The sequence below is a fragment of the Mycobacterium sp. GA-1199 genome (assembly GCF_001500045.1).
Classification (GTDB): Bacteria; Actinomycetota; Actinomycetes; order Mycobacteriales; family Mycobacteriaceae; genus Mycobacterium.
The window spans coordinates 279,184-304,116 of the sequence record NZ_LQIX01000034.1; the positions used below are offsets into that span (position 1 = coordinate 279,184).

At 62.2% G+C, this 24,933-nt stretch carries 20 protein-coding genes; 11 read left to right on the forward strand and 9 right to left on the reverse strand.

The annotated features are described in order from the left end of the window. The first annotated feature begins 2 nt into the window (after positions 1-2). From AU198_RS19295 to AU198_RS19320, 6 genes are read left to right on the forward strand one after another with little or no spacing between them, the layout of a single operon-like run. Complete coding sequence (locus tag AU198_RS19295; RefSeq protein WP_064350153.1) at positions 3-1,040, forward strand: ATP-binding protein; 1,038 nt, start codon at positions 3-5, stop codon at positions 1,038-1,040. A gap of 2 nt (positions 1,041-1,042) precedes the next feature. Further along, positions 1,043-1,909 carry a hypothetical protein gene (locus AU198_RS26485; RefSeq protein WP_231744718.1) on the forward strand — a complete coding sequence of 289 codons (867 nt, stop codon included), beginning with the start codon at positions 1,043-1,045 and terminating at the stop codon, positions 1,907-1,909. After that, positions 1,906-3,456: a class I SAM-dependent DNA methyltransferase gene (locus AU198_RS19305; RefSeq protein ID WP_064350154.1), complete on the forward strand. Its 1,551-nt coding sequence runs from the start codon at positions 1,906-1,908 to the stop codon at positions 3,454-3,456. Before AU198_RS26485 ends, AU198_RS19305 begins: the two co-directional genes overlap by 4 nt. Further along, positions 3,453-4,661, forward strand: a complete 1,209-nt coding sequence (locus tag AU198_RS25915; RefSeq protein ID WP_082691110.1) for a restriction endonuclease subunit S — start codon at positions 3,453-3,455, stop codon at positions 4,659-4,661. The genes AU198_RS19305 and AU198_RS25915 overlap by 4 nt, the downstream gene beginning before the upstream one ends. After that, positions 4,661-8,467 (forward strand): HsdR family type I site-specific deoxyribonuclease, encoded by a 3,807-nt coding sequence (locus AU198_RS19315; RefSeq protein ID WP_082691111.1) that lies wholly within the window; start codon positions 4,661-4,663, stop codon positions 8,465-8,467. The genes AU198_RS25915 and AU198_RS19315 overlap by 1 nt, the downstream gene beginning before the upstream one ends. 34 nt (positions 8,468-8,501) lie before the next feature. Further along, the gene (locus tag AU198_RS19320; protein WP_231744719.1) at positions 8,502-11,105 is read left to right on the forward strand and encodes a TrlF family AAA-like ATPase; all 2,604 of its coding nucleotides are present in this window, start codon (positions 8,502-8,504) and stop codon (positions 11,103-11,105) included. Positions 11,106-11,418: 313 nt separating this feature from the next. Here the strand turns inward: AU198_RS19320 and AU198_RS19325 are convergent, their stop codons facing one another. After that, positions 11,419-12,546 (reverse strand): NAD(P)H-dependent amine dehydrogenase family protein, encoded by a 1,128-nt coding sequence (locus tag AU198_RS19325; RefSeq protein ID WP_064350156.1) that lies wholly within the window; start codon positions 12,544-12,546, stop codon positions 11,419-11,421. A 112-nt stretch (positions 12,547-12,658) separates the two neighbouring features. On the opposite strand from AU198_RS19325, the gene AU198_RS19330 reads away from it, so the two are divergent. Beyond that, a complete protein-coding gene (locus AU198_RS19330; RefSeq protein ID WP_064350157.1) occupies positions 12,659-13,288 on the forward strand; it encodes a TetR/AcrR family transcriptional regulator in 630 nt (209 codons plus the stop codon). Between the two features lie 425 nt (positions 13,289-13,713). Here AU198_RS19330 and AU198_RS25920 read toward each other — a convergent pair whose 3' ends face one another. The 3 genes from AU198_RS25920 to AU198_RS19340 all read right to left on the reverse strand — a co-directional run bounded on the left by AU198_RS25920 (position 13,714) and on the right by AU198_RS19340 (position 14,978). After that, a complete protein-coding gene (locus AU198_RS25920) occupies positions 13,714-14,025 on the reverse strand; it encodes a type II toxin-antitoxin system PemK/MazF family toxin (RefSeq protein ID WP_082691112.1) in 312 nt (103 codons plus the stop codon). Then, on the reverse strand, positions 14,015-14,248 hold the full coding sequence (locus AU198_RS19335) for a hypothetical protein (RefSeq protein WP_064350158.1): 234 nt from the start codon (positions 14,246-14,248) through the stop codon (positions 14,015-14,017). Before AU198_RS19335 ends, AU198_RS25920 begins: the two co-directional genes overlap by 11 nt. 67 nt (positions 14,249-14,315) lie before the next feature. Continuing rightward, positions 14,316-14,978, reverse strand: coding sequence for a DUF4304 domain-containing protein (locus AU198_RS19340; protein ID WP_064350159.1), 663 nt, complete (start codon positions 14,976-14,978; stop codon positions 14,316-14,318). A 119-nt stretch (positions 14,979-15,097) separates the two neighbouring features. Between AU198_RS19340 and AU198_RS19345 the strand changes: the two genes are divergently transcribed. After that, complete coding sequence (locus AU198_RS19345) at positions 15,098-16,807, forward strand: GMC family oxidoreductase (RefSeq protein ID WP_064350160.1); 1,710 nt, start codon at positions 15,098-15,100, stop codon at positions 16,805-16,807. Positions 16,808-16,855: 48 nt separating this feature from the next. Here the strand turns inward: AU198_RS19345 and AU198_RS19350 are convergent, their stop codons facing one another. Further along, the gene (locus tag AU198_RS19350) at positions 16,856-17,986 is read right to left on the reverse strand and encodes a GGDEF domain-containing protein (protein ID WP_064350161.1); all 1,131 of its coding nucleotides are present in this window, start codon (positions 17,984-17,986) and stop codon (positions 16,856-16,858) included. A gap of 202 nt (positions 17,987-18,188) precedes the next feature. Here AU198_RS19350 and AU198_RS19355 point away from each other — a divergent pair, with 202 nt between their 5' ends. Together AU198_RS19355 and AU198_RS19360 are read left to right on the forward strand one after the other, a co-directional pair. Continuing rightward, positions 18,189-18,968: a cysteine peptidase family C39 domain-containing protein gene (locus tag AU198_RS19355; RefSeq protein ID WP_064350162.1), complete on the forward strand. Its 780-nt coding sequence runs from the start codon at positions 18,189-18,191 to the stop codon at positions 18,966-18,968. Between the two features lie 287 nt (positions 18,969-19,255). Further along, complete coding sequence (locus AU198_RS19360) at positions 19,256-20,170, forward strand: MBL fold metallo-hydrolase (RefSeq protein ID WP_064350163.1); 915 nt, start codon at positions 19,256-19,258, stop codon at positions 20,168-20,170. Here AU198_RS19360 and AU198_RS19365 read toward each other — a convergent pair. After that, complete coding sequence (locus AU198_RS19365) at positions 20,164-21,501, reverse strand: FAD-dependent oxidoreductase (protein WP_064350164.1); 1,338 nt, start codon at positions 21,499-21,501, stop codon at positions 20,164-20,166. The genes AU198_RS19360 and AU198_RS19365 overlap by 7 nt on opposite strands. Before the next feature lie 178 nt (positions 21,502-21,679). On the opposite strand from AU198_RS19365, the gene AU198_RS19370 reads away from it, so the two are divergent. Next, complete coding sequence (locus tag AU198_RS19370) at positions 21,680-22,312, forward strand: FKBP-type peptidyl-prolyl cis-trans isomerase (protein ID WP_120270974.1); 633 nt, start codon at positions 21,680-21,682, stop codon at positions 22,310-22,312. A 9-nt stretch (positions 22,313-22,321) separates the two neighbouring features. Here AU198_RS19370 and AU198_RS19375 read toward each other — a convergent pair whose 3' ends face one another. The 3 genes from AU198_RS19375 to AU198_RS19385 all read right to left on the reverse strand — a co-directional run bounded on the left by AU198_RS19375 (position 22,322) and on the right by AU198_RS19385 (position 24,842). Beyond that, a complete protein-coding gene (locus AU198_RS19375; RefSeq protein WP_064350226.1) occupies positions 22,322-22,666 on the reverse strand; it encodes a hypothetical protein in 345 nt (114 codons plus the stop codon). 86 nt (positions 22,667-22,752) lie between these two features. After that, on the reverse strand, positions 22,753-24,333 hold the full coding sequence (locus AU198_RS19380; protein WP_064350165.1) for a threonine/serine exporter family protein: 1,581 nt from the start codon (positions 24,331-24,333) through the stop codon (positions 22,753-22,755). After that, the gene (locus tag AU198_RS19385; RefSeq protein WP_064350166.1) at positions 24,324-24,842 is read right to left on the reverse strand and encodes a hypothetical protein; all 519 of its coding nucleotides are present in this window, start codon (positions 24,840-24,842) and stop codon (positions 24,324-24,326) included. The genes AU198_RS19380 and AU198_RS19385 overlap by 10 nt, the downstream gene beginning before the upstream one ends. Positions 24,843-24,933 lie beyond the last annotated feature (91 nt).

The following is a 24,933-nucleotide window of genomic DNA, read 5'->3' on the forward strand; positions in this document are numbered from 1 at the left end:
CCGTGGCCGTACCCGATTCGCTGGCGGCGTGGCGGGAATTTGTCAACCGACGCAACGTCGAGCCCGTGCATCTCACTATGAAGCAAATCAATGCCCTCTCCCCTGCCCGGAAAGAGGAGTACGACCAGGAGCGGTTCGCGTGGCTTGGGGCGGATGTCGTGTTGGAGACGCCCGACACCGAGGCTTTGACACGTCAGACGCGTGTCCTGATGGCGAGGAACTCTGCGCAGTCCGCCACCGCGCGACGTGGGCTTGCGATCTCCGGATCTGCGGGCCGCGGCAAGTCCACCGCTGCCCTGCTCATCGGTCGTCGGCATGAGCGGATGATGCGCGCCAAGTTCAACCGTTACGACGACGGCTTCGCTCCGGTGGTCTATACGGTTGTCCCGCCGGGCACGACGCCCAAGATGATGATGCTGGCGTTCGCCAACTTCCTCGGCCTGCTCGTACCTAACAGGTCCACAGCGCAAGACCTCACCGAGCAGATCGTCGGTGTTATGCGGAGCCTGTCTGTTTCGCTTGTCCTCGTCGACGAGGTACACAACCTCAAGACCAATCACCAGGCGGGCAGCGAAGCCGCTTCAGCACTGAAGGTGTTCTCGGAACGACTTGATGCGACGTTCATCTACGCCGGCATCGACCTGTTGCAGGCCGATTTGTTCGCCGGACATATGGGACGCCAGCTCAAGGGCCGAATGACGGTCCACCAGATGCGGAAGTATGAGTACGGCACGAAGGCCCAACGAGGCAAGTGGGCCGAACTCGTCCTGGGTATTGAAGCCCTACTCCCCCTCGGACGCCACGCTGCCGGATCACTCGAAACCGAGGCGACCTACCTCTACGACCGCACCGGAGGTTCCATCGGATCACTTCGCGCGTTGCTGAATGACGCAGCGATCGCGGCGATTATCAGCGGCGAGGAGCTCGTCAATAGGAAACTGCTCGACGTGACGTTTACCGACTTCGCGGCTGAGGAGGCTGCGGCACGGACGGTGGCCGAGGACAGGGCTACCCCAATGCCACTGGGGCGAGCGGAATGAGCATGACACCTCTCCCCGTGCGCACCCGCCTATACCACGGCGAAAACCTGGACTCCTACGTTCGGCGCCACGCCGCCCGCAACTTCTGCATGCCGTCCGATATCGAACATGCCTTGCGGGAACGTGGGGTCGTCCGTACTAGCCAGCGACGCAATCCTGATCGTCTGCAGGCATGGCGAGACCTCGGTGGGCTTCGATCAGATGCGTTCACCGCGCCCGAGCGCGTGCTCGACCAAGAGGTGACCGAGCGAAATCTGTGCCTCCGCTGCACCAAGGGTGAGCCCGCTCGCGGAAGGCTCGTGGGCGTCGGGCTCGTCTGTGTACGGCACCGGCAGTGGCTCGGCTCTCCACAGATCGACCTGCACGGCTACTACCCTGCACTCGCCGCAGAGCGACACTTCCGGCGCCACCTGGGCCCCCGCGATGTCCTGCACGATTCCCTGCCGATGCTGATCGGCCGAGAGTGTGCCAGCCCAGGGATCATCGGAGCCAGCGAGATCGACCGTCGTAGGAACCAATTCGGCATCGACGACGTCAACGCGCTGACGTATCCAGAGCAAGTCAAGATCGCTCGGCTCCTGTCTCGCCCTGGTTTCCTACTCGCGGCAACCGATCCCGACGCTGGCTCCGCTCAGCGCAATTCGCTAGTCGCGCGGGAAGTGGAGGCGATCCTCCCCGCGTGCGGCGATGCGGACCCGTGGCGAGCGACCAACCGGGTGTGGACGGTGATCACGCATCTGACCGCACGCCGGCGAGATGCCCGCATCTACGGAATACCGATGCGCGACACGTACTACAACATCCTGCGGTTTATTGATGCACCTCGAAATGAGAGCCCTCTGCAGGGCAAGAAAGGCGAGACAACTTGAAAACCGATGATCTTGCGCAGGTCCGCCGCACGCTCTGGGCTGCGGCCGACGAGTTGCGTGCGAACTCGACGCTATCCCCTGCCGAGTATCGAGGCCCAGTGCTCGGGCTGATCTTCCTCGCCTATGCGGAATTTCGGTTCGAGCAGGCCCGGCCCGATTTGGAAGCCAAAGCCACGGCGCGCCGGCCGGTTACACCGGACGACTACCGCGCCAAGTCGGTGCTGTACGTGCCGGATGCGGCCCGTCTCTCGCACCTCGTCGAGCTTCCCGAGAGCCAGAACCTCGGCAAGGCGATCGACGAAGCGATGAAGACCATCGAGGAGGCGAACCCGGAGCTCCGCGACGTGCTGCCGCGGGGGTACCAGCGTTTGGAGAAGTCCACACTCACCGAGCTTTTACGGCTGTTCGCTCCGCTGCCGCGCCAGCTGTCCGGCGATGCGTTCGGCTTGATCTATGAGGACTTCCTGTCGAACTTCGCCGCCAGTGAGGGCCGCCTCGGTGGCGAGTTCTTCACGCCCTACTCGATCGTCCGGCTGATCGTGGAGATCATCGAGCCGTTCCACGGCCGAGTGCTCGATCCGGCGTGCGGATCTGGCGGCATGTTCGTGCAGTCCGCAAAGTTCGTTGAGCGGCATCATAAGTCAGCTACCCGCGAGCTCTCAGTGTTCGGGGTCGAGCAGAAGGAGGGAACGGTTCCGCTGGCGAAGATGAACCTCGCCCTCCACGGGTTATCCGGCGATATCCGCATCGGCAACAGCTACTACGAAGATCCCCACGATTCAGTAGAAGCATTTGACTTCGTTATGGCCAATCCGCCGTTCAACGTGGACAAGGTCGACAAAGACAAGTTGTCCGGCGACAAGCGCTTCCCGTTCGGTATTCCCAAGCCTGACAACGCAAACTACTTGTGGATTCAGCAGTTCTATTCGGCGTTGAGCGCCAATGGACGCGCTGGGTTCGTCATGGCGAACTCCGCGGGCGACGCGGGCCACTCGGAGCGAAATATTAGGCAGAATCTTGTCGAAACGGGCGCGGTCGACGTGATGGTCGCGGTCGGTACGAACTTCTTCTACACGGTCACTTTGCCGGTGACACTGTGGTTCCTAGACCGAGGGAAGGTTGGAACAGCTCGCGAAGACACGGTCCTATTCATCGATGCGCGACACCTATTCCGACAGTTAGACCGTGCACACCGGGACTTTCTGCCGGAGCAGATCGAGTTCCTCGCCAACATTGCACGGCTATACCGTGGCGAGGAACTCGAGACCGTCGACGGTAGCAGCGCGTTGATGAACGAGCACTTCTCAGAAGGGAAGTACCTCGACGTCGCCGGACTGTGCAAGGTCGTAACGCGCGCTGAGATCAAAGCGCAGGGCTGGAGCCTCAACCCTGGGCGCTACACCGGAACCGCAGCAGTCGAAGACGATGGTGAAGATTTCACTGAGAAGCTCGCCGGCCTATATGAGGAGTTCTCACGCCTGAGCGACGAAGCCGGGGTCTTGCGCGCCAAAGTTGACACTGCCATTCAGGAAGTCCTCAACGCATGACGTCCGGATGGTGCACGAAGCCCCTTGGCGAGCTGATCAACGTTAAACACGGCTACGCCTTCAAGGGCGAGTTCTTTGCTGCAGGAGGGGATCACATCGTCCTAACGCCAGGGAACTTTCCGATCGGCGGCGGCCTAAAGCTGCGTCCAGGGAAGGATCGGTATTACACAGGTCCTTACCCAGCTGAGTTTGACCTGGTCGCCGGCGACTTGCTTGTCGTAATGACCGACCTCACACAGAATGCTCCGATCTTGGGTTCTCCAGCCTTTGTGCCACCGCAACCAAAGATGCTGCATAATCAACGGCTTGGTCTTGTGACGGTGAAACCCGGAGTCGAGCTCGATCGTCGTTACCTGTATTACGTTCTACTGTCGGACACTTCGCGCAGTCAGCTTCGAGCAACTGCTACAGGTACGACAGTAAGACACACGGCACCGGAGCGAATCTACAGTGTCACCGTCAAACTTGCTCCGTTACCGATACAGCGCCGTATCGGCGCATTTCTTGGTGCAATAGATTCTCTCATCGAGAACGGCCATCAGCGTATTGCGGTGTTGGAGGAGATGGCGAGGGAGATCTACCGAGAGTGGTTCGTACGCTTCCGTTTCCCGGGCCACGAGGACGTGCCCCTTGTTGAATCGTCTGTCGGTCCCATTCCTAAGGAATGGCGTGAGGTTACGTTGGGCGAGGTCATCGAACTGAAGTACGGAAAGGCCCTCAAAGCCGATGCCCGCAATGGCGGTGAAGTTGCGGTCGTGGGTTCGTCTGGCATTGTTGGATGGCACGACCAAGAGCTCGTCGCTGGTCCCGCGATTGTCCTCGGAAGAAAGGGCAATGTTGGCAGCGTGACATGGATCGACGGTCCATGTTGGCCAATTGATACGACCTACTTTGTCGAGTCAGCTCTGCCGCTCAGATTCGTTGTCGAACAACTGCACCGAACTGAGTTCCTGAACACTCATGCTGCTGTACCGGGCCTTAGTCGTGACGTTGCATACAGCAAGCCGTTCCTCAGACCTCCTGATCGACTGATGGTCGAATTCGCGGAGGTGTCCGAGGCATTGGCATCGGAAAGTTCAGCGCTGCAACGACAGAACCAGTGCCTTGTACGCATGCGGGACTTGCTCTTGCCAAAGTTGGTCACCGGGCAAATCGACATCTCGCGAATGCATCTAGACGCCATCACGGAGGGGGCGGTGGCGTAGTGGCAGGACGGTACACCGAAGGCGGTCTGGTGGAGCAACCTAGCCTGGGCTTGCTTGAGCAGCTCGGCTGGACCGTCGTCCACGGGTTTCAGGAAACGTTCGGTCCTGCAGGAACTTTGGGCCGTGACTCGATGCACGATGTCGTGCTCATTCACCGGGTCCGCGATGCCCTCCGAGATCTGAATCTGCGCATCCCCGACACGATCCGCGAGGAAGCCCTAACTGCCCTCGTCCGGGACAGGTCACTGATGGACCGGGTGCGCGCGAATCGCGAAATCTACAAGCTGATCCGCGACGGCTACCGCGCCGAGTGGACGGACGACCATGGCGAGCGTCAATACACGACCGTGCAGTACATCGACTTTCGTGATTCCACGAAGAATGAGTGGGTAGCTGTCCCGCAAATGTGGTTCGCCGGTGACCTGTATCGTCGACGGACCGATACGGTGCTGTTCGTAAATGGCATCCCATTAGTGCTGTTCGAGTTCAAAGAACCCAATCGCCCCGTGAAGGCGGCGTACGACGAGAACCTCACCGACTACCGCGACACGATCCCACAGCTGTTCGTGCCGAACGGATTTATCGTTCTCTCCAATGGACGAGACGCGAAGGTGGGGGCTACCTACGCATCTTGGGATTTCTTTAGTGACTGGACGGTTATCGACGCCCAGGGCAACCGCGGCGTTATCGCCTTGGAGACTGCGATCCGAGGCACCTGCACTCCGCACATCCTGCTCGACCTAATCGAGAACTTCGTCACCTACATCGAAAGGCCCGGCGGCCTGATCAAGACGGTCGCTCGCAGCCATCAGTACCACGGCGTCAATGCCGCGATCGACAACCTTTATCAGGTGCGCGCGACAGGCGATAAGCGGCTCGGCGTCTTCTGGCACACGCAGGGTTCAGGCAAGTCACTGTCGATGTTGTGGTTCACGCAAAAGGTGCTGCGGCAGATTCCGGGGGCATGGACCTTTGTGATGGTTACAGACCGCACAGAACTCGACCTTCAGTTACACGGCGAGTTCGCCGACGCTGGCGTGATACCTGCGGAGGCCAAGGTTCACGCCTCGTCAATCGCTCACCTGCGCGAGTTGCTCTCCGCCGACCACCGTTACGTCTTCACGCTGATCCACAAGTTCCAACCGGGCAAGGGCGAGACGTCGATGCCGGTGCTGTCGGACCGATCTGACGTCGTAGTCATCACCGACGAAGCACACCGAAGCCAATACGACACTCTCGCACTGAACATGCGACACGCGTTGCCGAATGCGTCCTTCATGGGCTTCACCGGAACCCCGCTAATCGTCGGCGAGGAGCTCACCAAGCAGCAGTTCGGCGATTACGTCAGTACATACAACTTCCGCGCCGCCATCGAAGACGGAGCAACAGTTCCGCTCTACTACGAGAACCGGATCCCGGAGCTGCAGCTTGTCAACGACGATTTCGAGCAAGAACTCGAGAGTCTCTTGGAAGCAGCAGAACTCGATGAGGCGGCAGAGGGTCAGCTCGCTCGGCGATTTGGCAAGCAGTACACACTGCTGACCCGGCCAGAGCGCCTGCGCAAGATCGCGCAAGATCTCGTCAAACATTTTGTAGGACGTGGTTTCACCGGCAAGGCGATGTACGTCGGACTGGATAAAGCCGCCGCAGTTCGCATGTACGACTACGTACGTGCCGCATGGGATGAGCACCTTGCAGAATTGCGGACGCAGCACGACGCCCTCCCTCAGCTCGAAAGGCCCTGGCTAGCAAGCCGAATCAAACTAATGGAGACGACGGATATGGCAGTTGTCGTCTCCCAGAGTCAGAACGAGATAGCAGCACTCGACAGCGTCGGCTTGGACATCCGTCGGCACCGCGAGCGGATGAACCGCGAGAACCTGGCCGAGAAGTTCAAGGATGCCGACGATCCACTGCGGTTGGTCTTCGTCTGCGCGATGTGGATCACCGGGTTCGACGCTCCGAGCGTGTCGACGATCTATCTCGACCGGCCAATGCGCAACCACACCTTGATGCAGACAATCGCACGTGCCAACCGGGTCTTCCCGGATAAAGACAACGGCCTGATCGTCGACTACGTCGGCGTGTTCCGGAACCTTGAGAAGGCGTTGGCGATCTACGGTGCCGCGCACGCAGAGAGCGACATTGGGTCGCCGATCCAGGATCTTGATGCGCTCGTTGGGGAGCTAACCTCGGCGATTGACAATCTCGTAGCCTTCTGCGCCACCCAGGGCGTGGATCTTCCGGCACTTCGTGATGCCTCGGGATTCGAACACATTGCGTTACGTGATGCCGCGGTCGAAGCGCTACTGGTCGATGAGGATGTGCGCACAACGTTCATGGCTGGCGCACGGCAAGTACGCAAGCTCTTTAAGGGACTACTCCCCGATCCCGAAGCTGCCTCCCTGCAACAGACTGTGGCTGCAATCCGGGTTGTCGCCGAGCGGATCGCCGATGTAACCCGGCCGGCGCAAGCCGATATATCCGCCGTGTCGGATGCTGTGGACGCACTGCTTGACCGGTCTGTCGGTGCTGAGGAGTACGTCATCCGAGCTGCCGCAGAAGGCAGCGAGCCGGATCCTCTCATCGACCTATCGCAGATCGACTTCAATGCTCTGGCAGCCCAATTCGCTGGACGTAAACGCGCCGAGACTGACCGGCTTGCCGAGTTATTGAAACAGCGGGCAGCATCTGCAGCGACACGCAACCCGACTCGATACGACCTCGTTCAGCGGATCGAGGATCTAATCGATCAGTACAACGCCGACAGCGTCAACATCGATGAGTACCTGCGGCGATTGATCGAGCTGTCTCGCACTCTCACTAACGAGGAGCAACGAGCCGCACGTGAGGACTTGAGCGAAGAAGAGTTGGCTATTTTCGATCTACTTACCAAGCCCGACCCAGTGCTCACAGATGATGAGCGCGCCGTCGTGAAGTCCAGCGCCAAGCGACTGCTCTCGCACGTCCATGACAAGGTCGTGCTGGACTGGCGTCGGAAAGCTGCGACAGCCGCTGATGTGAAATCGACTATCCGGCAAGTACTAGACGAAACTCTACCGGCGGACCCATACCCGTTCGATCTGTTCAACTCCAAAGTGCAGGCAGTGTTTGACCACCTCTTGAGTGCGTACGGCGACGACGGATCAACGGTGTACCGCGGAGAACGTGTGCAGCCCGTGCCCTCTGGTGCGCCGGCAGTCACCCTTGAGCTGCCGGACTTGGCGAGTATGAGCGATGAAGTGATCGAGCTGATCCGCACCAATGAAGAGGTCGCAGCACGCGTTGCGGACGAGCTCCGTCGGAGGGAAGCGCAGTTACGTACGGTCGAGCAACTGATCGAGAATGATGAGGATTTCTCGGTCGAGTTCAAGTCCACGGCCAGATGGGATCTTCGGGAAAGCCGAAAAAACAAGGCGATGGAAGACGCAGTGGTCAAGACGGTGGCTGCGTTCCTCAACACAGACGGCGGAACTCTCCTGATCGGTGTCGACAACCAGGGTGCGGTCCTCGGGCTCGATGTCGACTATGGCTGCGTGAAACCTCCCAACGGAGACGGTTTCGTGAACTGGCTAACCACGCACTTGATCAACGCACTCGGTCATAATCCCACGACTCTTGTGCGGGCCAGAATTGTTGTGCACGAAGGGAAAGAGATCTGCCGTGTGGATGTTGGACGCTACCGTGCTGGAGCGTGGGCGACGACGAGCAAGGACGAAAGGACCTTCTTCGTTCGCGTGAACAATTCGACTCGTGTCTGGCCTGAAGATGATGTCGCCGCTTACCTGGCTCAACGGTCTGGGTGAACGCTTTGTGCGGCGCTAACGATAGGGAATCCAAGTGACTACCAACGGAGCGCGATGGATTCGTGCCGCCTTGCAAGTGAATCCCTATGAGTATCAGGGGCGCAACGCACCGAAGAACAACTTCAGCAGTGACGAAGCGTACAACACTGCCCTCCTAGACGAGTGCGAGGCGCAGGGCATCACCATCATTGCCGTCACCGATCACTGGTGCGTCGATTCGGCGCGGAGTTTGATAGAAGCCGCCACGGCGCGCGGGATTGTCGCGCTACCGGGTTTTGAGGCGAACTCGTCCGAAGGCATACATATTCTCGTGATCTTCGAGGCAGGCACAGACTTCTCAACGGTCAATGCGTCCATCGGCCGATGCGGAGGCTCTCCCGGGTGCGACAACGGCACAGTCGGCGATTCGTACTCAGACATCATGGAACGAATGACTGCCGACGGCGCTCTCCCCATTCCTGCTCACGCGAACGTTGCTCCGGCAGGAATGCTAACGACACGTTCTGGGCAGCCATTAGCCGCAATGATTACGAATCCGGATCTGCACGCAATTGGCATCTCTCCGGGTGCGCCGGATGCACAGGACCAACAGGCGGTGTGCGCCGGAACCGGCATATTTGAACGGACCCACCCGCTAACAACCATCCATGCAGACGACGTGATGGGCCCGCGCCAGTTGCGTGAAGTCGGTGCGAGTTGCTGGTTCAAGGTCAGCACTCCGTCACTCCAAAGCCTCAAACTCGCAGTCCGAACGCCTCAGACCCGCGTGTCACTGACAGACCCCGCAGTCGCACCACGGCCCACGATAAAGCAGGTGTCTTGGGTCGGTGGCTATCTCGACGGCGTAACGCTGCCCATTTCCGAGGATTTGACGGCGATCATCGGTGGCCGCGGTGCGGGAAAGTCGACAGTAATCGAGAGCATCCGCTACGCGCTCAATATCGACGTCATCTCCCCACAGATGAAATCCGATCACAAGACCATGGTCGACAACGTGCTACATGCTGGCACCATCATCCGCGTAGAGGTCGAGACAGTCGCACCAAAGGCTCAGCGATTCATCGTGGAACGCGAAGTGCCGCACCCGCCTGTCGTCCTGGACGCGCATGGGCAGCAGACAAAGCTCTCGCCCGTGGATGCAATTGGACCCGTCGAGATATTTGGGCAACACGAGCTCGCCGAACTAGCAGGAGACCCGACTAGTGTCGCTGAACTCGTCCTTCGTTTCGAAGGGGCCGGAGGCGAGGATGCCGCACTCGCGCGCACATTGCAGAAGCTCCGACAGAACCGCGAAGACCTGAAGCGTTCCGAGGACGACAAAGTTGAGCTTGAGAATGAACTGGCTCGCGCCGGGCGTCTGGAAGAACAGGTGGGCCACTACGAGAAGACAGACGTGCCTGCCAAGCTCGCCGGTCAGCAGCGGCTGGTACAGGACCGCGCCATCTTCAAGGAAGGCCAAGATCGTATCGCCGGAGCGCGGCAAGCTCACGCGAGCTTCACGCAGGCTCACCAGGTCGTCGACCTCGCCGCGCCTATTGACGGCATCGATGGTGCACCGCAGGCTCAGCGTCTCCATCGCGTCGCGACGGCGATCTCGACACTGGGCGCCACGCTAGCGGAGCTTAATGCTCAAGCCATCCAAGCATTCGCCGCAGCCGAGGCGCAAATTGAAGCAGCCAAACAGGAATGGGCGAAGGCGACCGCGGATGAGGTGGCCGCATACGGGCAGGTGCTCCGAGAGCTCAATGAAAAGGGGCTAGAGCCCGACAAGTACGTGGCCGCCAAAGCCGAGTTGACGCAGTTGCTGGCAGCCAAGCCTCGACTTGCGACGCAGCAACAACAGATACAGAACCTCTTAGTTCAGCGTGACGACCTCCTCGGCGAGTTACGGCAACACGAGATTCGCCGCACCGAGCAGCTTCACAGCGCGGTGCGCGCGGCGAACCACGCGACAGCTGGTGTGGTAGTTGTACGTCCAGTCCCGGCCGCCGACCGAAGTCACATCTTGGAAGTCATCAAGGGCCATGTAAGCGGTCAGCGAACTCAGATAGCCGCCGCCGTTAACGCTTTGGATTTCTCACCGAGAGGGCTAGCAGCGGCCATTCGTAGCGGTGGTAATTCGTTGGCGGAGTTCGACATCCGGGGTGCACAGGCTGCTGCTCTCGTATCAGCGGGAGAGGTGCTCGCACGTGAACTTGAGGAGACGTCCGTTGATTTAGCCGTCGAGGTGCTGCTTAAGATCGGCGACCATTCTGGGCTTCGCACGATGACGCAGTTGTCGAAGGGGCAGCGCGCAACGGCCCTACTGTTGTTACTACTCGGTGCATCCGAGGCCCCGCTTATCATCGACCAGCCAGAGGACGATCTCGACAACAACTTCATCTACAAGGGCGTCGTGCAAAATCTGCGAACGTTGAAAGGGAAGCGTCAGATTATTGCTAGTACGCACAACGCCAACGTGCCTGTCCTTGGCGATGCCGAACTAATTATTGCGCTTGAGAGCGACGGAACCCACGGGAAATCAGCCGAGGGTGGGATCGGTTCACTTGACGACAGCACGATTCGGGCCCTCGCAGAGAACCTTCTGGAGGGAGGACCCGCAGCGTTTAACGCGCGGCATCACCTCTATGGGTTCTGATGTAGCAGGCCTGACCGGGCGAACGTGGAATTCCTGACCTACTGGATGGACCCGCGGCGCGAGACGCTCGTGGAGTGAATAGCAGATCACGACGCTGAAGGATCATGGCAATGCTTGAACCGCCATCTAGATCGGGACGGAATTTGGTAGTTGTTGTCTCAGAAATTATGACGGTACCCAGTTCACCACCGCCAGCTAAATTGAGACCGGACAGCAGTTCGGGCGGCAGGACCGCCAGGGGCTGGGTCAATTCGTCGTAGGACATGTGCTCTCACCTCGCTGGAAGCTTTGCCCGCCACAGGAGTCGGCGGTTTTAGAAGATGTGGATGCCTTCTCGGTTCGGGCGAAGTGATCCGTAGGCGGGGGTCAAAGGAAGGTGCAGCGCGTCGACTATTCCGGGTTCGGCTTCGCATACCCAGGGGATCGCGTTGAGGGCTCGCATGCCGGTGGCCAGCAGTCCCTGATTGCTGGTGTTTTCGTCGGCATTGAAGCCGACCTGGAATTCGCAGTCGATGCTCGGCTCACCCTCCATGATCACGCGCCAGATGCCGTCGGTGTCACCGGCGCGGCCTTTGGGCCAGTCGGGAGCGATGTCGTCGGCCATGCGGTCGACGTGCTCGATGGTCACGACTTCCTTGCCATCTTTCATGCCGATGCAGCGTGACCACACCGCACCCGCGGTGCCCGGCTCGATGATTCCCGACGCCGTCTCAAGGCGACGCGGTGAGGGGGCGAACTCGCAGGATTCGCGGATCTCGTCGAATTCGATACCCAACGCGTCAGCGACCATGGTCACTGCCGCGCCCCACCCGATGGTGATGGCTCCGGGGATGCGCAACCCCCCTTGATAATCCAAAGGCTTTCCCAAACCGAACATTTCGTGCATATCGAAAGCGACCGGGTATTCGGAGTAGTTGGTGATCTCCAGGCCGCGGATGGAGTACACGGTGTGCGACATCGAGGCCAGTGCAATGGGTAGCAGGTCGCAGCCGAAGCCAGGTTCGATGCCGGAGGAAAACAGCGAAGCGTTGCCCGCTTTTCCAGCCTCCACGATCGGTGCGGTGTAGCGCGGCGAGAGCGACCCGCGTTCATAGACCAGACCCGGAATCGATGTGGTCACGATGTTCTTGCCCGCCCGCAGGATCTTGCAGTAGTCGTCGCGCGCCTCTTTGGGCCGTGAGGTGCCCGGTCCGACGTAGATCACCGCGTCAGCGTCGGAGGCCAGCAGCGCATCGGCGTCGTTGGTCGCCAGCACACCGATCGGTTCCATGCCGGCAAGGGTGCCGGCGTCTTGGCCGACCTTCGACGGTGAGTGCACCCACACGCCGACCAGTTCCAGATTCGGCCGATCCATGATGGTGCGGATGGCGTAGCCACCGATCGTTCCGGTGGCCCAGACGATGACCTTGTAGGTCTTCCCGTTGGACAGAGGATCTGTCACAGTCCGCTCCTTTGCGCTGGTCGGCATCGACCACAAAACCATAAATGGTTAATGTTTTGTGTGCAAGGTCGCAGTGCGGGCGTATCTGGGTGAAGTGTGGTGATGTGGAGTCATGAAGGCACCGGCAGCGCCGACTCGCCCGTCGCATGGCAGTCAGCCTCGAGCCGAACGTACGCGCGCGAGCATCCTCGATGAAGCGGTTGCACACATTCTCGAAGCGGGTTTGGCCGGCGCGAACGTCAAGGCGATCGCACAACGCGCGGGCGTCACCTGGGGGGTGGTGCAATATCACTTCGGTGACCGCGAGGGGCTGCTGGTCGCGGTCGTGGACAAAGGGTTCGAGGAGCTGACCACGGCGCTGGCCGTTTCCCCCAGCGGCCGATCCGGGGACGTTCACGATCGGGTGCGTGACGTCGTTGAGACCGCTTGGTCGGCGATGTCGAGCCCGACGTCGCGCGCGGCAATCGAGATCCTGATCGGCACCCGCGCCACACCGGGATCAGCTGCCCGAAAGCAACTCTCGCGCTTGGCATCAACCTTCGCCGAGCTCGCTCAGTCGATCACCGACGACCTCGACGCCACCCAATCCAAAGCCATCGGCGACCTCCTGCTGACCAACATCCGCGGCCTAGTCACCACCCAGCTCATCATGCCTCGACAGATCGACACTGCCACCGAGCGCCGAATGCTCATCGACGTGCTCAGCACCTACATCGACACAACCGCAAAACCAGGGATCTGACCCCAACGCAACGTCTACTACCGCACGCGGGACACCCACCATCACCCCCGATAACTGATCCGAGAGCCAACCCAATTTGCGCTGTCCCAGTTCTAAGAAAAGAGACGGCCTCGATTTCACGCTCCCCTGCTCTATAACCCCTCGAATCCGCCATCTTTGAGGGGAACCTACAAATAGACCGCAATGACTGACTGGCCCAGTTCCCTGACCTCTGCCTACTGAGATCTGACTTGCTCACCCAGCGGACGAGTGCCACTACGGAAAGGACAATCGACTGAGACAAAGCGGGGCCCCACCGTCTCACTGAAGTTGGCATCCTCGCAGCTCGGTGATGACAACAAGAATGAGACCGGACACTAAGCCTGCGGTGTCGACACTCAAGGTGACGACTGTTTGGTTCGTTCGAAGGGATGACGGCGCTGATCTCATAGATCGAGAACGACGCGTAGGGCCGCATCAACGCGGCGCATTTCTTCGAAACTGAGGAATCCGACGCTCTCGCCGAGTCGACTTGGGTCAACCGCCGCGGTCTGCTCGGCAAGTACTCGGGTGTTCACGCCGGCGATTTCAACCTCGGGTCGGAAGCTGGCTGCACGAGCCGACGTGGACGTCGGTGCGACCAGCCAGGTCGACAACGGCACGTGATCCGACTGGATTACTACGGCGTATCGGGAACCAGACTGCTCGTGGCCACGACTCCCCCACGGGGCGTGTAACCGAAAGACCTCACCACGCACGCAGCGTCTCCATGTCGCGCAACACCTGCTTGGCCTCAGCGCGGTCGGACTCGTCTTCGGCAAGCCTTTCCGCCTCGGCGCGAATCGTCGCTTTGGCCTTTCGGCGTGCGGCATCGATGAGAGCAGATCGAACGGCTGCGGACACAGCCGTGCCATCTCTCGTTAAAACTTCCAGCGCCTTAGCGGTCTCGTCGTCCGGCCGGAAGGTAATTGTGTCAGCCACAGCAACAGCGTACGACGTTTTGTAAGACAATCGCTGGTTCCGGGTGTACCACCGCCGTCGCGAAGGCTCATACCTGCATCGGCTCGAGCAATCCGCGCTTCCGCAGATCATCCGCCCAAGGTCCAGCGGCCGTGCTGATGTTGCGACTGAAGATCGACCAACGTTCTTGATGGCCGAAGCAATCGTGTAGCCGTGTCACGTATTCCGTCAGCGTGTCGATGTCATCAATTGCAGCCAGGTACCGGCAGGTCTTGTCATATTCGATGAGCAGGTTGTTGTCGACTGCGTATCGCACCAATTGTTCTGTGGTGCTTATCCGTTCCATCTCAACGAGTACCAAGTCAAAGCCGTCGCAGAGCGCGTCGGCGAACTGCCGCATGTCGGTGCGATGGTCGAACCGCACCTCGTATGGCAGATCGGGCACCAAGCGCTCCCAACGACGTTGCAGCAGCGAACCTTTGAGGGGATGTCGTACCCGCTCGTATCCAGGACATGCGGCGTCGACCTCGACTGATCCGATACCGACATTGACGAAGAACCCGTGCCACGACATCGTGCCGTTGTGCCAGTCGGGCTGAAGGTCGATCATGTCGTAGAGTGGTCCCCGCTCCCGCTTGAAACTGCAGTCCGATATGCCAAAGCCGCGTGCACGTAGGAACGGTCCGACATCGGCGGAGATTACCGCCTCGTAAGTCCGTTGCAATGAACCGTTGACTGCCCCCTCGCCCATGACTCAAGGCTAAGGCGGCGGCACCATCCTTAAGCGCACCAATTTTGGCGCCAGCAAAGCAGGCGCGACCATGCCCGACGCTGAGTGCGAAAAGCACCTTGCGCGTTAATGTGGTAGCGGTGAGATCCAGGGGCCATCAAAGAGTTGGATTTGATGCCGAATTCGACTACATCGTCGTGGGAGCGGGCAGCGCAGGCTGCCTGCTCGCCAATCGGCTCAGCGCCAACCCCGATCATCGTGTGCTCCTGATCGAGGCCGGCGGCAAAGACAACTGGTTTTGGATCAAGGTGCCGGTCGGCTATCTGTACACCATTGCCAACCCCCGCACCGACTGGTGCTTCACCACCGAACCCGATCCGGGCCTGGCCGGCCGCAGCATCATCTACGCACGCGGCCGCGTGATCGGCGGTTGCTCGTCGATCAACGCCATGATTCACATGCGCGGGCAAGCAAGCGATTTCGAGTTGTGGGCGCGAGCCACCGGAGACGAGCGCTGGCTTTGGGGCGGCCCAGATCGTCCCGGCGAGACACTGACGATCTACAAAGAGTTGGAAAACTACTTCGGCGGAGCCGACGACTGGCACGGCGCTACAGGCGAGATTCGGGTCGAGCGACCGCGTGTGCGCTGGAAGATTCTTGACGCCTGGCAGGCCGCCGCTGCCGAGGTGGGCATCGAGCCCATCGACGAGTTCAACCGCGGAGACAACTCCGGGAGCGCCTACTTTCATGTCAACCAACGACGCGGCCGGCGATGGTCGATGGCCGATGCCTTCCTCCACCCCGTCACCCACCGCCCCAATCTCACCGTTTACACGCAGACTCAGGCTCTCCACCTGCTGATGGACGATCAGGTCCGCGAGGATCAGCGTCGCGGCGCCTGGACCACGGCCCGGAACCGTGTTACGGGCGTGCGGCTGCTCAAAGACGGCCAGATCGTCGACGTTCGGGCCCGCCGAGAGGTGATTCTGAGCGCCGGTGCGATCGGCTCCCCTCACCTGATGCAGGTCTCGGGGTTGGGTCCGGCCGGGTTGCTCACCCAGCATCACGTGCCGGTGGTTGTTGATCTGCCAGGAGTCGGCGGAAACCTCCAGGACCATCTGCAGCTTCGAACGGTCTACCGCGTTCGGGGCGCGCGAACCGTCAACACGCTGTACCGGAATTGGATCTCCCGGGCGGGCATGGGAATTCAGTACCTGCTGCTGCGATCAGGGCCGTTGACGATGCCGCCGTCCACACTGGGGGCTTTCGCCAAGAGTGACCCCGCGTTGGCCAGCCCGGATATGGAGTGGCATGTGCAGCCGTTGTCGTTGCCGAAATTCGGGGAACCCCTGCACCCCTTCGGCGCCATCACTCCCTCGGTCTGCAACCTGCGACCCACCTCGCGGGGCCACGTGCGTCTGGTAGATGCAGATCCGCTGACCCACCCGAAGATCAGCTGCAACTACCTGTCCACTGATGCTGACTGTGAAGTCGCCGTGCGCGGCCTTCGGATGACGCGGCAGATCATGGCCGCCCCTCCTCTAGCCCGCTACTGTCCGGAAGAAATGCTTCCCGGCTCGCAACTGGTCAGCAACGAAGACCTCCTGACGGCCGCACGTGAATTGGGCACCACCATCTTCCATCCGGTGGGCACCTGCGCGATGGGTGCCTTTGATGCACGCGGTATCCCACGGTCGGCCGCCACGGTGCTCGACACCGACTGTCGCGTGTTTGGCGTTGCAGGCCTGCGGGTGGCCGATGCTTCGGCGATGCCCACCATCACTTCCGGGAACACCAACGCGCCGGTCATGCTGATCGCAGAGCGCGCAGCGCGGGCGATCCTGGCATGAGCAGTGCCACCCGCGACGCAAGAATTTACACCACGCGCGTTCCCTGAGTTACGGATCGCTTGCTAGTTCTACCGAACTGACTTCGTCGCAGGTGGGTGTCGGCGCGGCATAGTGGCATACCCGATTCCCTCCAGCGCGTTTGGCCTCATACATTGCCGTGTCTGAATGGCGGATCAGATCGTCGATGAGTTGAAGGTTGTCTCCGGCTGAGTAGCTTTCGAGGCCAGCGCTCGCGGTACCGATACTCGCTGTCACCGGAAAAGGGATCTTCTCGATTGCCCGACGGAGTCGTTCTGCCATTTCTGCGGGGTTCGGGTTGGTGTCGATGTCTGCTACCACGAATTCTTCTCCCCCAAGTCGACCGATCACGGCGGCGGAGCGGCTATTCTCCCGAAGCGCCGCACCCACGCTGGTCAACGCCTGATCCCCAGCGGCGTGTCCCCGAGTATCGTTGAGCCGCTTGAAGTTATCGAGATCGATCATGGCCATCACCAGGTAGGTATCCGTCAGGCGGTGATGGCGCATCATCACCTCATAGACCGAGCTGTGAAATGACCGCCGGTTGTGCAGTCCAGTTAGGGGATCACGGTCGGAACCCCGCAAATCCGTGCGCAGTGTGTGCATCAACGACTGGATGCCGAAGGGCACACCCACGTTGAGTGACACTACGGTGAGTACAGCCGCGCTTGTCAGGGCGACGTCGCCCGTGGCGGTCACGAGGCGGTAGGCCAGCACCGTCGAGCATCCCGCAGCCACGGCGAAATTGGCCACCATGTGACCAAGGGTGTGGAAGTAGCTGATGAAACCGCCGAGGACGGCGAAGGTCACGCACCCCATCAGACCCGCGTACGGGCTGGACAGAGCCAAGCAGGTGGCCGCAATCGCCGCGGTGGACATCACGGAGTACATGACTGACTGGCGCCGTGTGGGCCATCGCAATATCCACAGGAGTCCGCCGGCGACGCCGAGTACCGCTGCCGCGATGGCTATCGCGATGGTGGCCGTGGTGTTCGGTCCGAGGGGACTCCACAGCATGATGATGGGCAGTGTGGCAAGTGCCATGGTGTAGCCGAACGTTGCGTGTCGCCAGATTAGCTGCAGTCCACGCTCGTTCAGGTAAGCGCTGATCCAATCGTACTGATCCGGTTGCGTGAACCATCGCCGAACCCATCGCCGCATGCCTCACCCCTCGTTTTGCGTCTGCTAGAGGTCCATGATGACGTGTGAGAGCGCACCGATGCGCGCATCTCCGCGAAACCGACGCCCGCGGCATCAGCGGTGTCTTCCCATTAGCAGTGGTGACGACCCCCCAATCGCCGACCCGCAAATGCCAAGAACGTCCCCTCGCATCTGCTAACTTCGCCGAGTGCATCTTCGTCACATGAGTGGGCAATGCCGAAAAGCGTTCGCAGCTACCGCGATCGCCGGTTCGATGGTGGTTGCCGGTGTCGCCTGCGGGCAGGCGGCCGAACCGGACGGCTCAGCGACGGCCCAGCCGGAGGCGCCTCCACAAAAACAGCAGGTTCAACCGATCGTCAAAGACGACGATGGCGATGGCCAGCCTGAGATCACGGGCGGCGTCTACGGAGATCCTGCGGCCGCCCTCCACTTCTGGGAGGAACAGACCGAAAGCGACTGCGGGTTGATGGCCACCCGCATGGTGGTCGGCGAGATCACCGGGTCGGCGCCCACCGAACGCGAGATCATCGACCTTGCGGCGAAGACTCCGAGCGACTGTGACCCGGGTGAACCGGTGTATGACGAGAGCATCGACCCCAGTGACGGCGGTGTCGGGCACGGCACCTGCACGACCGACCTTCTGCTCCTGCTCAAGCACTACGGAATCAAAGCCGACTACACCAACGACGACACCGCTGCCAAGGGTGGCCTCGCCACCGGAATGGACGCGTTGGCGGACTATTTGGGTGACGGACGGCAGGCGATTGTGTGCGTGAATTCCAACACCATCTGGGATGGTGACGGCGATCGGACGGGATGCGGTCACCTGGTCACCGTCGCCGCCATCGATTACGACAACGACGCCGTCTATCTCGGCGACAGCGGCGGCGACGACACCAAGGGCGAGCACGTGACCACCGACGTGTTCGAATCCGCCTGGGCGGCCGGAGATCACGAACTCGTGGTCACCGCATCCCGCTGAGATCACCTGTCGCGCAACCGCTCACAAAACGCTGAGGCAAACCGCCCCTAGCAACCGAGCGGCCGTCACCATGACCCCGGTGGTTTAGGTGGTCCGCTATCCGAAGGTGCGCGCGACCGTCGACCCGCTGTCGACGTCACAACTCCTACATGTCACCGGCACACCGGCAGTCGAACCGTTTCAGGCACGACAGAGGTTGCGCGCCACCGACTGGATAAACCAGGTCACCTGAAGGCGTTCTCCAGAGATGACAGGTGATATCCGGTAAGGCCCTCAGGAGGACAGCCATGAGCGTAGACAGCATCTCGGATTTCGGTTCGACGACCCTCGACGAGTTGGTTCCGTCGCGGTACGCGGTGCAGGTCGGTGACATCGAGGTGCTGGTGATCAGCGATGGGGTGCTACCGATCACGGCCCGGACCATGGCGACCAATGCCGACCCGACCGAGTTCGGGAGTTGGCTCGACGACCGGTTCCTTCCCAGAGACGTGCTCGATTGGCCGCTCAACGTGGTCGTGGTGCGCACCGGTGAGCGGACCATCCTGGTCGACGCCGGGCTTGGCGTGGAGTTCCCGGACTTCCCGCGGGCCGGGCAGACAGTCCATCGTTTGGAGGCCGCCGGTATCGATCCCTCAGCGGTGACCGACGTGGTACTCACCCACCTGCATATGGACCACGTCGGCGGGCTGCTCACGAAGGGGCTGAAGGAACGGCTGCGCCCTGACCTACGGGTTCATGTTGCCGCCGCGGAGGCAGAGTTCTGGGAAGCACCCGACTTCTCCCACACCGATATGCCTGCCCCGGTTCCAGATGCGCTCCGGTCGATAGCCTCACGGTTCCTCGACGAGTACCGCGGCCACATGCGGACCTTCGAGACGGAGTACGAACTGGCCCCGGGGGTGCTTGTCGCTCGTACCGGAGGCCACACCCCGGGCCACGCCATCGTCCGCCTCGACTCCGGAGGTGACCGGTTGACGTTCGCCGGCGACGCTGTCTTCGCACCTGGATTCGATAACCCCGAGTGGCACAACGGGTTCGAGCACGATCCAGAAGAGTCGGCCCGCGTGCGGATCGAACTTCTGCGGGAGCTGGCGGCGACCGGTGAGTCCCTGGTCGCCACTCATCTGCCGTTCCCATCGGTGTGTCGAGTCGCGACCGCCGGCGATGTCTTCCGGTGCGTGCCGACCGCATGGGACTACTGACCGGCGCGCCTGCCGCTGGTGATGACCCGCGCCACGTGTCCGGGGCGCATCAGCCTCGTTCCCGGATCGACCCCCTGCAGCACCCTGAGGAACGTTTCCGTGAGCGCCATTTCTGTCGACGCGGCGGCCATATAGGCGGTGGTGTATCCGTTGAACACTCGCTGCGGGAACGACCTCCATCCGCTCGCGGGGGTGAAGCCGAAGTCGTTGAGCCGGTTGGCCCACCACAACGGCGCGACCCTCCGTGCGACATCGCCAAAATAGACCTGGCTCGAGGGTTCACCGTCGAAGGCAAGGAACTGTCGAAGGCTGCGAGCCTGCATCAGCGCCGAGGTCATCCCTTGGCCGTACATCGGGTTCAAGCTGCACACCGCGTCCCCAATCGCCAACAGCCCCTGCGGAAACGCGGACAGCTTGTCATAGCGACGCCACACGCTGGTCGGGAAGTGGCGATGATGCGTCTCCCCCAGCGGCTCGGCGTCGGCGAGTGCTGCGCTGATTTCCGGGGGCACGCATTCGGCCACGGCGGCCAACACCGCCGGCAGTTCGGTGGGAAGCCGGTGTCCGGCGACGCCTATCAGCGTCACGATCATCGTGTCGTTTTCGTAGGCGAGCATGCCGACGCCGGTCGGGCGTTCCAGTGTCGGGCTGACGAAGACCACCTTGTCGTCCAGCGCCCCCGGCGCAATTCGAAACAGCTGGCTGGCGTAACAGAGCTGCACTGGATACGACCGCTCGGCCGGACGTGTGAAGCCATGCGCCGCAAGGAAAGCCGGCGTACGTGCCGAGCGGCCTGTCGCGTCTACCACCAGATCGGCCGGCACGGTCCACTGTCGGGCACCGCTGCGGTCACCGATACGAACGCCGGTTACCGCGCGATCGCTCAGTACGGGCTCGACAACATCGTGCCCCTCCAGCACTTTGACATTGGGTAGCGCGCAAACCCGTTGGCGAACAACGGATTCCAGCAGCGGTCGACTGGCCGGCTGGACAGGCATCGCATCGGGGTCGGCCAATGCGCCCGTTCGACACAGCGCATGCCCACGGACCTCGACGTATACCGCCGACAGGTTGCGGGTGTCGATGATCGGTGCGCCGGCCGCTCTCAACTCCTTGATTACCCCGGGCAACATCTCGTCGAGGATCTTCAACCCCGCACTCGTCATCATGTGCAGGTGATGGCCCTGAGGCACGCCCGCCCGCTGCGATGCGTCGGCGGGCAGTTCGTCGCGCTCGACGACGGTGACCGAGTCGTACGCGTCTGCCAGCACTCTCGCGGCGAGCAGTCCACCCATGCTCGCTCCGCACACCACCGCTTCGTGCCTCGCCATCGCGCCCCTCTTCGGCAGGCTGTCCCCCGCAACCGTCGCACAGAGCGCGGCCGATAGTGCGATTTCATCCGCGACCCGCCGTGCCAGCCGTATCGGAACTCACACTCGCGGCCTCTCAGCCCACCGGCACAGCGTTGGCGCCACTGTCTGTAGCGTGGCGACCGTGAATTCCTCGCGTGTGTCTCTTCCTGTCGGGCTGATCGCCTGCACCGCATCGATGGTTCTGGCTCTCTCCGCCTGCGGCTCCGACACGGAAGCCTCATCGACCGACACGACCTCACCGACGAGCACGTCCTCGCTGGCCGACGAGTTCATCCCCCCACCGGTGGAGACCGGCGATCCCGCCAGCGCCATGTGCCCGACGGCGCCGCCACAGATCGGCGGCGCACCGGAGTGGACGCTCAACGGCGACACCGGAAGCGTCGCCGTCACCGGATCGACCGACTCGACGGCGCCGCTGATCAACGTGCAACCACCGTTCAGCGTGTCCGAGACCCAGGTACACACGCTGAAGCCCGGTGACGGTCCGGTCGTCTCCGAGACCGCCACGGTCTTCGTCTGCTACATGGGGGTCAACGGTCGCGACGGGTCCGTGTTCGACAACAGCTACGAGCGGGGTATGCCAGTCGATTTCCCGCTCGACGGAGTTGTGCCGGGCTTCCAGAAGGCCATCGCCGGGCAGAAGGTCGGTTCGACAGTCGCCGTGGCGATGACGTCCGCCGACGGGTATCCCGAGGGTCAGCCCGCCGCGGGAATCCAGCCCGGCGACTCGTTGATTTTCGCGATCAAGATCCTCGACGCCTCGAGCTGACCGCCACGGTCAGCCGCCGGCGGTGACCGGGTTCTTCGACAAGTGGATGAAGGCGCCGTTCTTCCACACGCCCCAGCGTCCGCCCCACCCCGAGTGCCACACGACGGGCTCGCCGAGCCAGAACTCAGCGGGCTTCCGCGGTGCCCATGCCGGCACCGGTTCCCCGGCCATCGGCCTGGCCGGCGGTGGAGCCATACCCGGCGGAGGCGGAGGCGGCGGTATTTCAGCGGCCAGGGCCGGCGGCGGAGGGGGCGGCGGTGGAGACGGCTGCGCGCTTGCCGGAGTGCTCAGCCCTAGAGTCGTCGCGGTCAAGCCGCCTGCGATGGCAGCCAGCGTGGTCTTGCGAAACCTCATGAGCATGCCTCCAGCGCTAGTCACGAATCCGATGCTTCGAATTTATAGCCTGCATTTGCTGCGGCCAAACCAGGGCGTGTCCGCGCCTACTGCTGCTCACGGCTCTCGTCGCGCTCCGTGTCGTCGTTCTCGGCATCGTCTCGGGTGTCACCGGACGGCTCAGGTTGCAGCGCGACGCTTCGCGTCCGCGGGACCATCTCGGCCGGCTGATCGTCGGCCGGCTGCAGATGCACAACGCGGCCCACCGCACGACGCAGCCCCGGTGGTCCTTCCTTGCGGAGGAAGTCGCCGATCCGGCCCGCGCGGAAGCGCAGCGGCGAGCCGATGAACTCACCGAGCACCACGCCACTGCCCAGGGCCAGCGCGATCGCGATCGCCGACATCATCTGGCGGATGCCGTTGTCGAAGTTGCCGTCCACGGCGAAGGAGAAGACCGCGCGAAACACCGCCAAACCCGGCAACATCGGCATGATGCCCGCAGTGGCCGTCACCAAGGCCGGCGCTTGCCGACGGATGGAGATCAGCGTGGCGACGAGACCGACGCCGACCGCGGCGGCACCGCTCGCGAACACCTGACCGAACCCGGCGTTGCCCAGGGCGATCAGGACCGCCTCGGCGAGCCCGGCCGCGAGTCCGGCGGTCAGGATGGCCCGCATCGGCGCATAGCTCGCCACGGTCAGGCAGGCGCCGGCAAGCGCCGCGCCAAACACCGCGAGCGAGATCCGTACCGCCCCGCTCGGCGCGATGAACGATTCTGTCGCATCGACGTGCAGCGAGATGGTGACGCCGGCGATCTGGGCGATCTGCAGGCCCGCGAGAATGCCCACGACGATGCCCGCCGTCAGCAACACCGCTTCCCCGAGCCTGGCCAGCGCGGTCAGCATGTAGCCCGTCACCGCATCCTGCATCGCGCCGACGAAGGTCAATCCCGACAACAGCACCACGATGCCGGTGGCCACCATGACCGTCGGTCCGATATCGGCATACAGGAAGGCCGCCACGGCGACCGAGGTCGCGATGGCCGCGCCCGCGACATGTTGGAAGAAGAACGGCGTACCCACGCGATTGAGTCGGCGCCCCACCTGGTCGATGACCCCCGACGTGAGCGCGGCCAGGATGCAGGTCAACCAGCCGCCGCCGAGCAGCATCGCGATGCCGAGCGCGAAACCCGCCCAGCCCGCGGTCGCCAGCCACCGTGGATAGGGATGCGGCCGCTCGGTCAACTCGTCCATCGCATCGTGTGCTTGATCGACCGTCACACCGCCGGAGGTGATCCGCTGAACCAGCTGGTCGAGTTCGCCCAACCGGGTGTAGTCCGTCGACCGGTTGTGTACGGCCCGAACGATGGTGACGGGTGGACTGTCCGCGGTCGGCAGCGCGGACACGATGACGGTGGTGACGAAGATGTCGACGACGCAGTCGGTCAGTCGGTAGGCCTGGGCGACGTCCTGGGCGGTGGCGACGACGTCGGCGGTGCCCGAGCCCGAAGACAGCATCACCTCGGCGAGGCGGATCGTCAGATCGAGCACCTTGCGGGTGTGCAGATCACCCATCCCGTCGGAACGGCGGCGCCGCTGACCCGCGACGGGCGCCGGATCGCGGGGGCCGCGCAGCGCATTGCGTAGGCCGCGGCGGACGCGGCCTCGCGGCGTTGGATCTAACGGCATCGACGTGAACGATACTGACGTGCGGGCACCATGGCCCAGGCGGCTAATCCCGCTGCGGCACCCGACAACACATGCCAGACGCCGTGGTACTGCCACAGGCTGTCGGGCCGGCACAGCGGCGAGCCCGTGCGCCCAGCGGCATAGGCGACCAGGCCGAGAGCGAAGACCGCCGCGGCCGCGATCCACGCCGACCGCCGCGCTCGCGCGGTGCGGGCCACACCGATCACGCACACCACCGCCAAAATGATGATGGGCCAGTCGTGGACCGGGCCGGCCCACGGCGGTTGGGGCCCGTGGAAGACGAAGCTGCCCAAGCCGACGGCGATGAGCGCCACTCCTGCGGTTCCCGCCAACAGCGCTCTACCGCGCAGGGCCCAGCACAGGACGGCTACCCCCACGGCGACGTACGCCAGGCTGGTGAGGGCCAGGACGGGCTGAGCGAGCAGGCCAACGTCGAGGCGTTCGCAGTCCGAGCGTCCGAAGGCCGCGGCGGCGGTCCAGCCCTGCATGCCAACTCACGATAGCCACCCATGGTGGCGGAGAAGCGAATTCAGCTTCTCCATCTGGGCAAGAAAGACATGGCTACACCGGCCGGCCCGA

Coding starts and splice junctions, on each gene's coding strand:
- AU198_RS26485 (WP_231744718.1), top strand. CDS start 1,043: ATGACACCTCTCCCCGTGCGCACCCGCCTATACCACGGCGAAAACCTG.
- AU198_RS25915 (WP_082691110.1), top strand. CDS start 3,453: ATGACGTCCGGATGGTGCACGAAGCCCCTTGGCGAGCTGATCAACGTT.
- AU198_RS19330 (WP_064350157.1), top strand. CDS start 12,659: ATGAAGGCACCGGCAGCGCCGACTCGCCCGTCGCATGGCAGTCAGCCT.
- AU198_RS19340 (WP_064350159.1), bottom strand. CDS start 14,978: ATGGGCGAGGGGGCAGTCAACGGTTCATTGCAACGGACTTACGAGGCG.
- AU198_RS19350 (WP_064350161.1), bottom strand. CDS start 17,986: ATGCGGCGATGGGTTCGGCGATGGTTCACGCAACCGGATCAGTACGAT.
- AU198_RS19355 (WP_064350162.1), top strand. CDS start 18,189: ATGAGTGGGCAATGCCGAAAAGCGTTCGCAGCTACCGCGATCGCCGGT.
- AU198_RS19360 (WP_064350163.1), top strand. CDS start 19,256: ATGAGCGTAGACAGCATCTCGGATTTCGGTTCGACGACCCTCGACGAG.
- AU198_RS19365 (WP_064350164.1), bottom strand. CDS start 21,501: ATGGCGAGGCACGAAGCGGTGGTGTGCGGAGCGAGCATGGGTGGACTG.
- AU198_RS19375 (WP_064350226.1), bottom strand. CDS start 22,666: ATGAGGTTTCGCAAGACCACGCTGGCTGCCATCGCAGGCGGCTTGACC.
- AU198_RS19380 (WP_064350165.1), bottom strand. CDS start 24,333: ATGCCGTTAGATCCAACGCCGCGAGGCCGCGTCCGCCGCGGCCTACGC.
- AU198_RS19385 (WP_064350166.1), bottom strand. CDS start 24,842: ATGCAGGGCTGGACCGCCGCCGCGGCCTTCGGACGCTCGGACTGCGAA.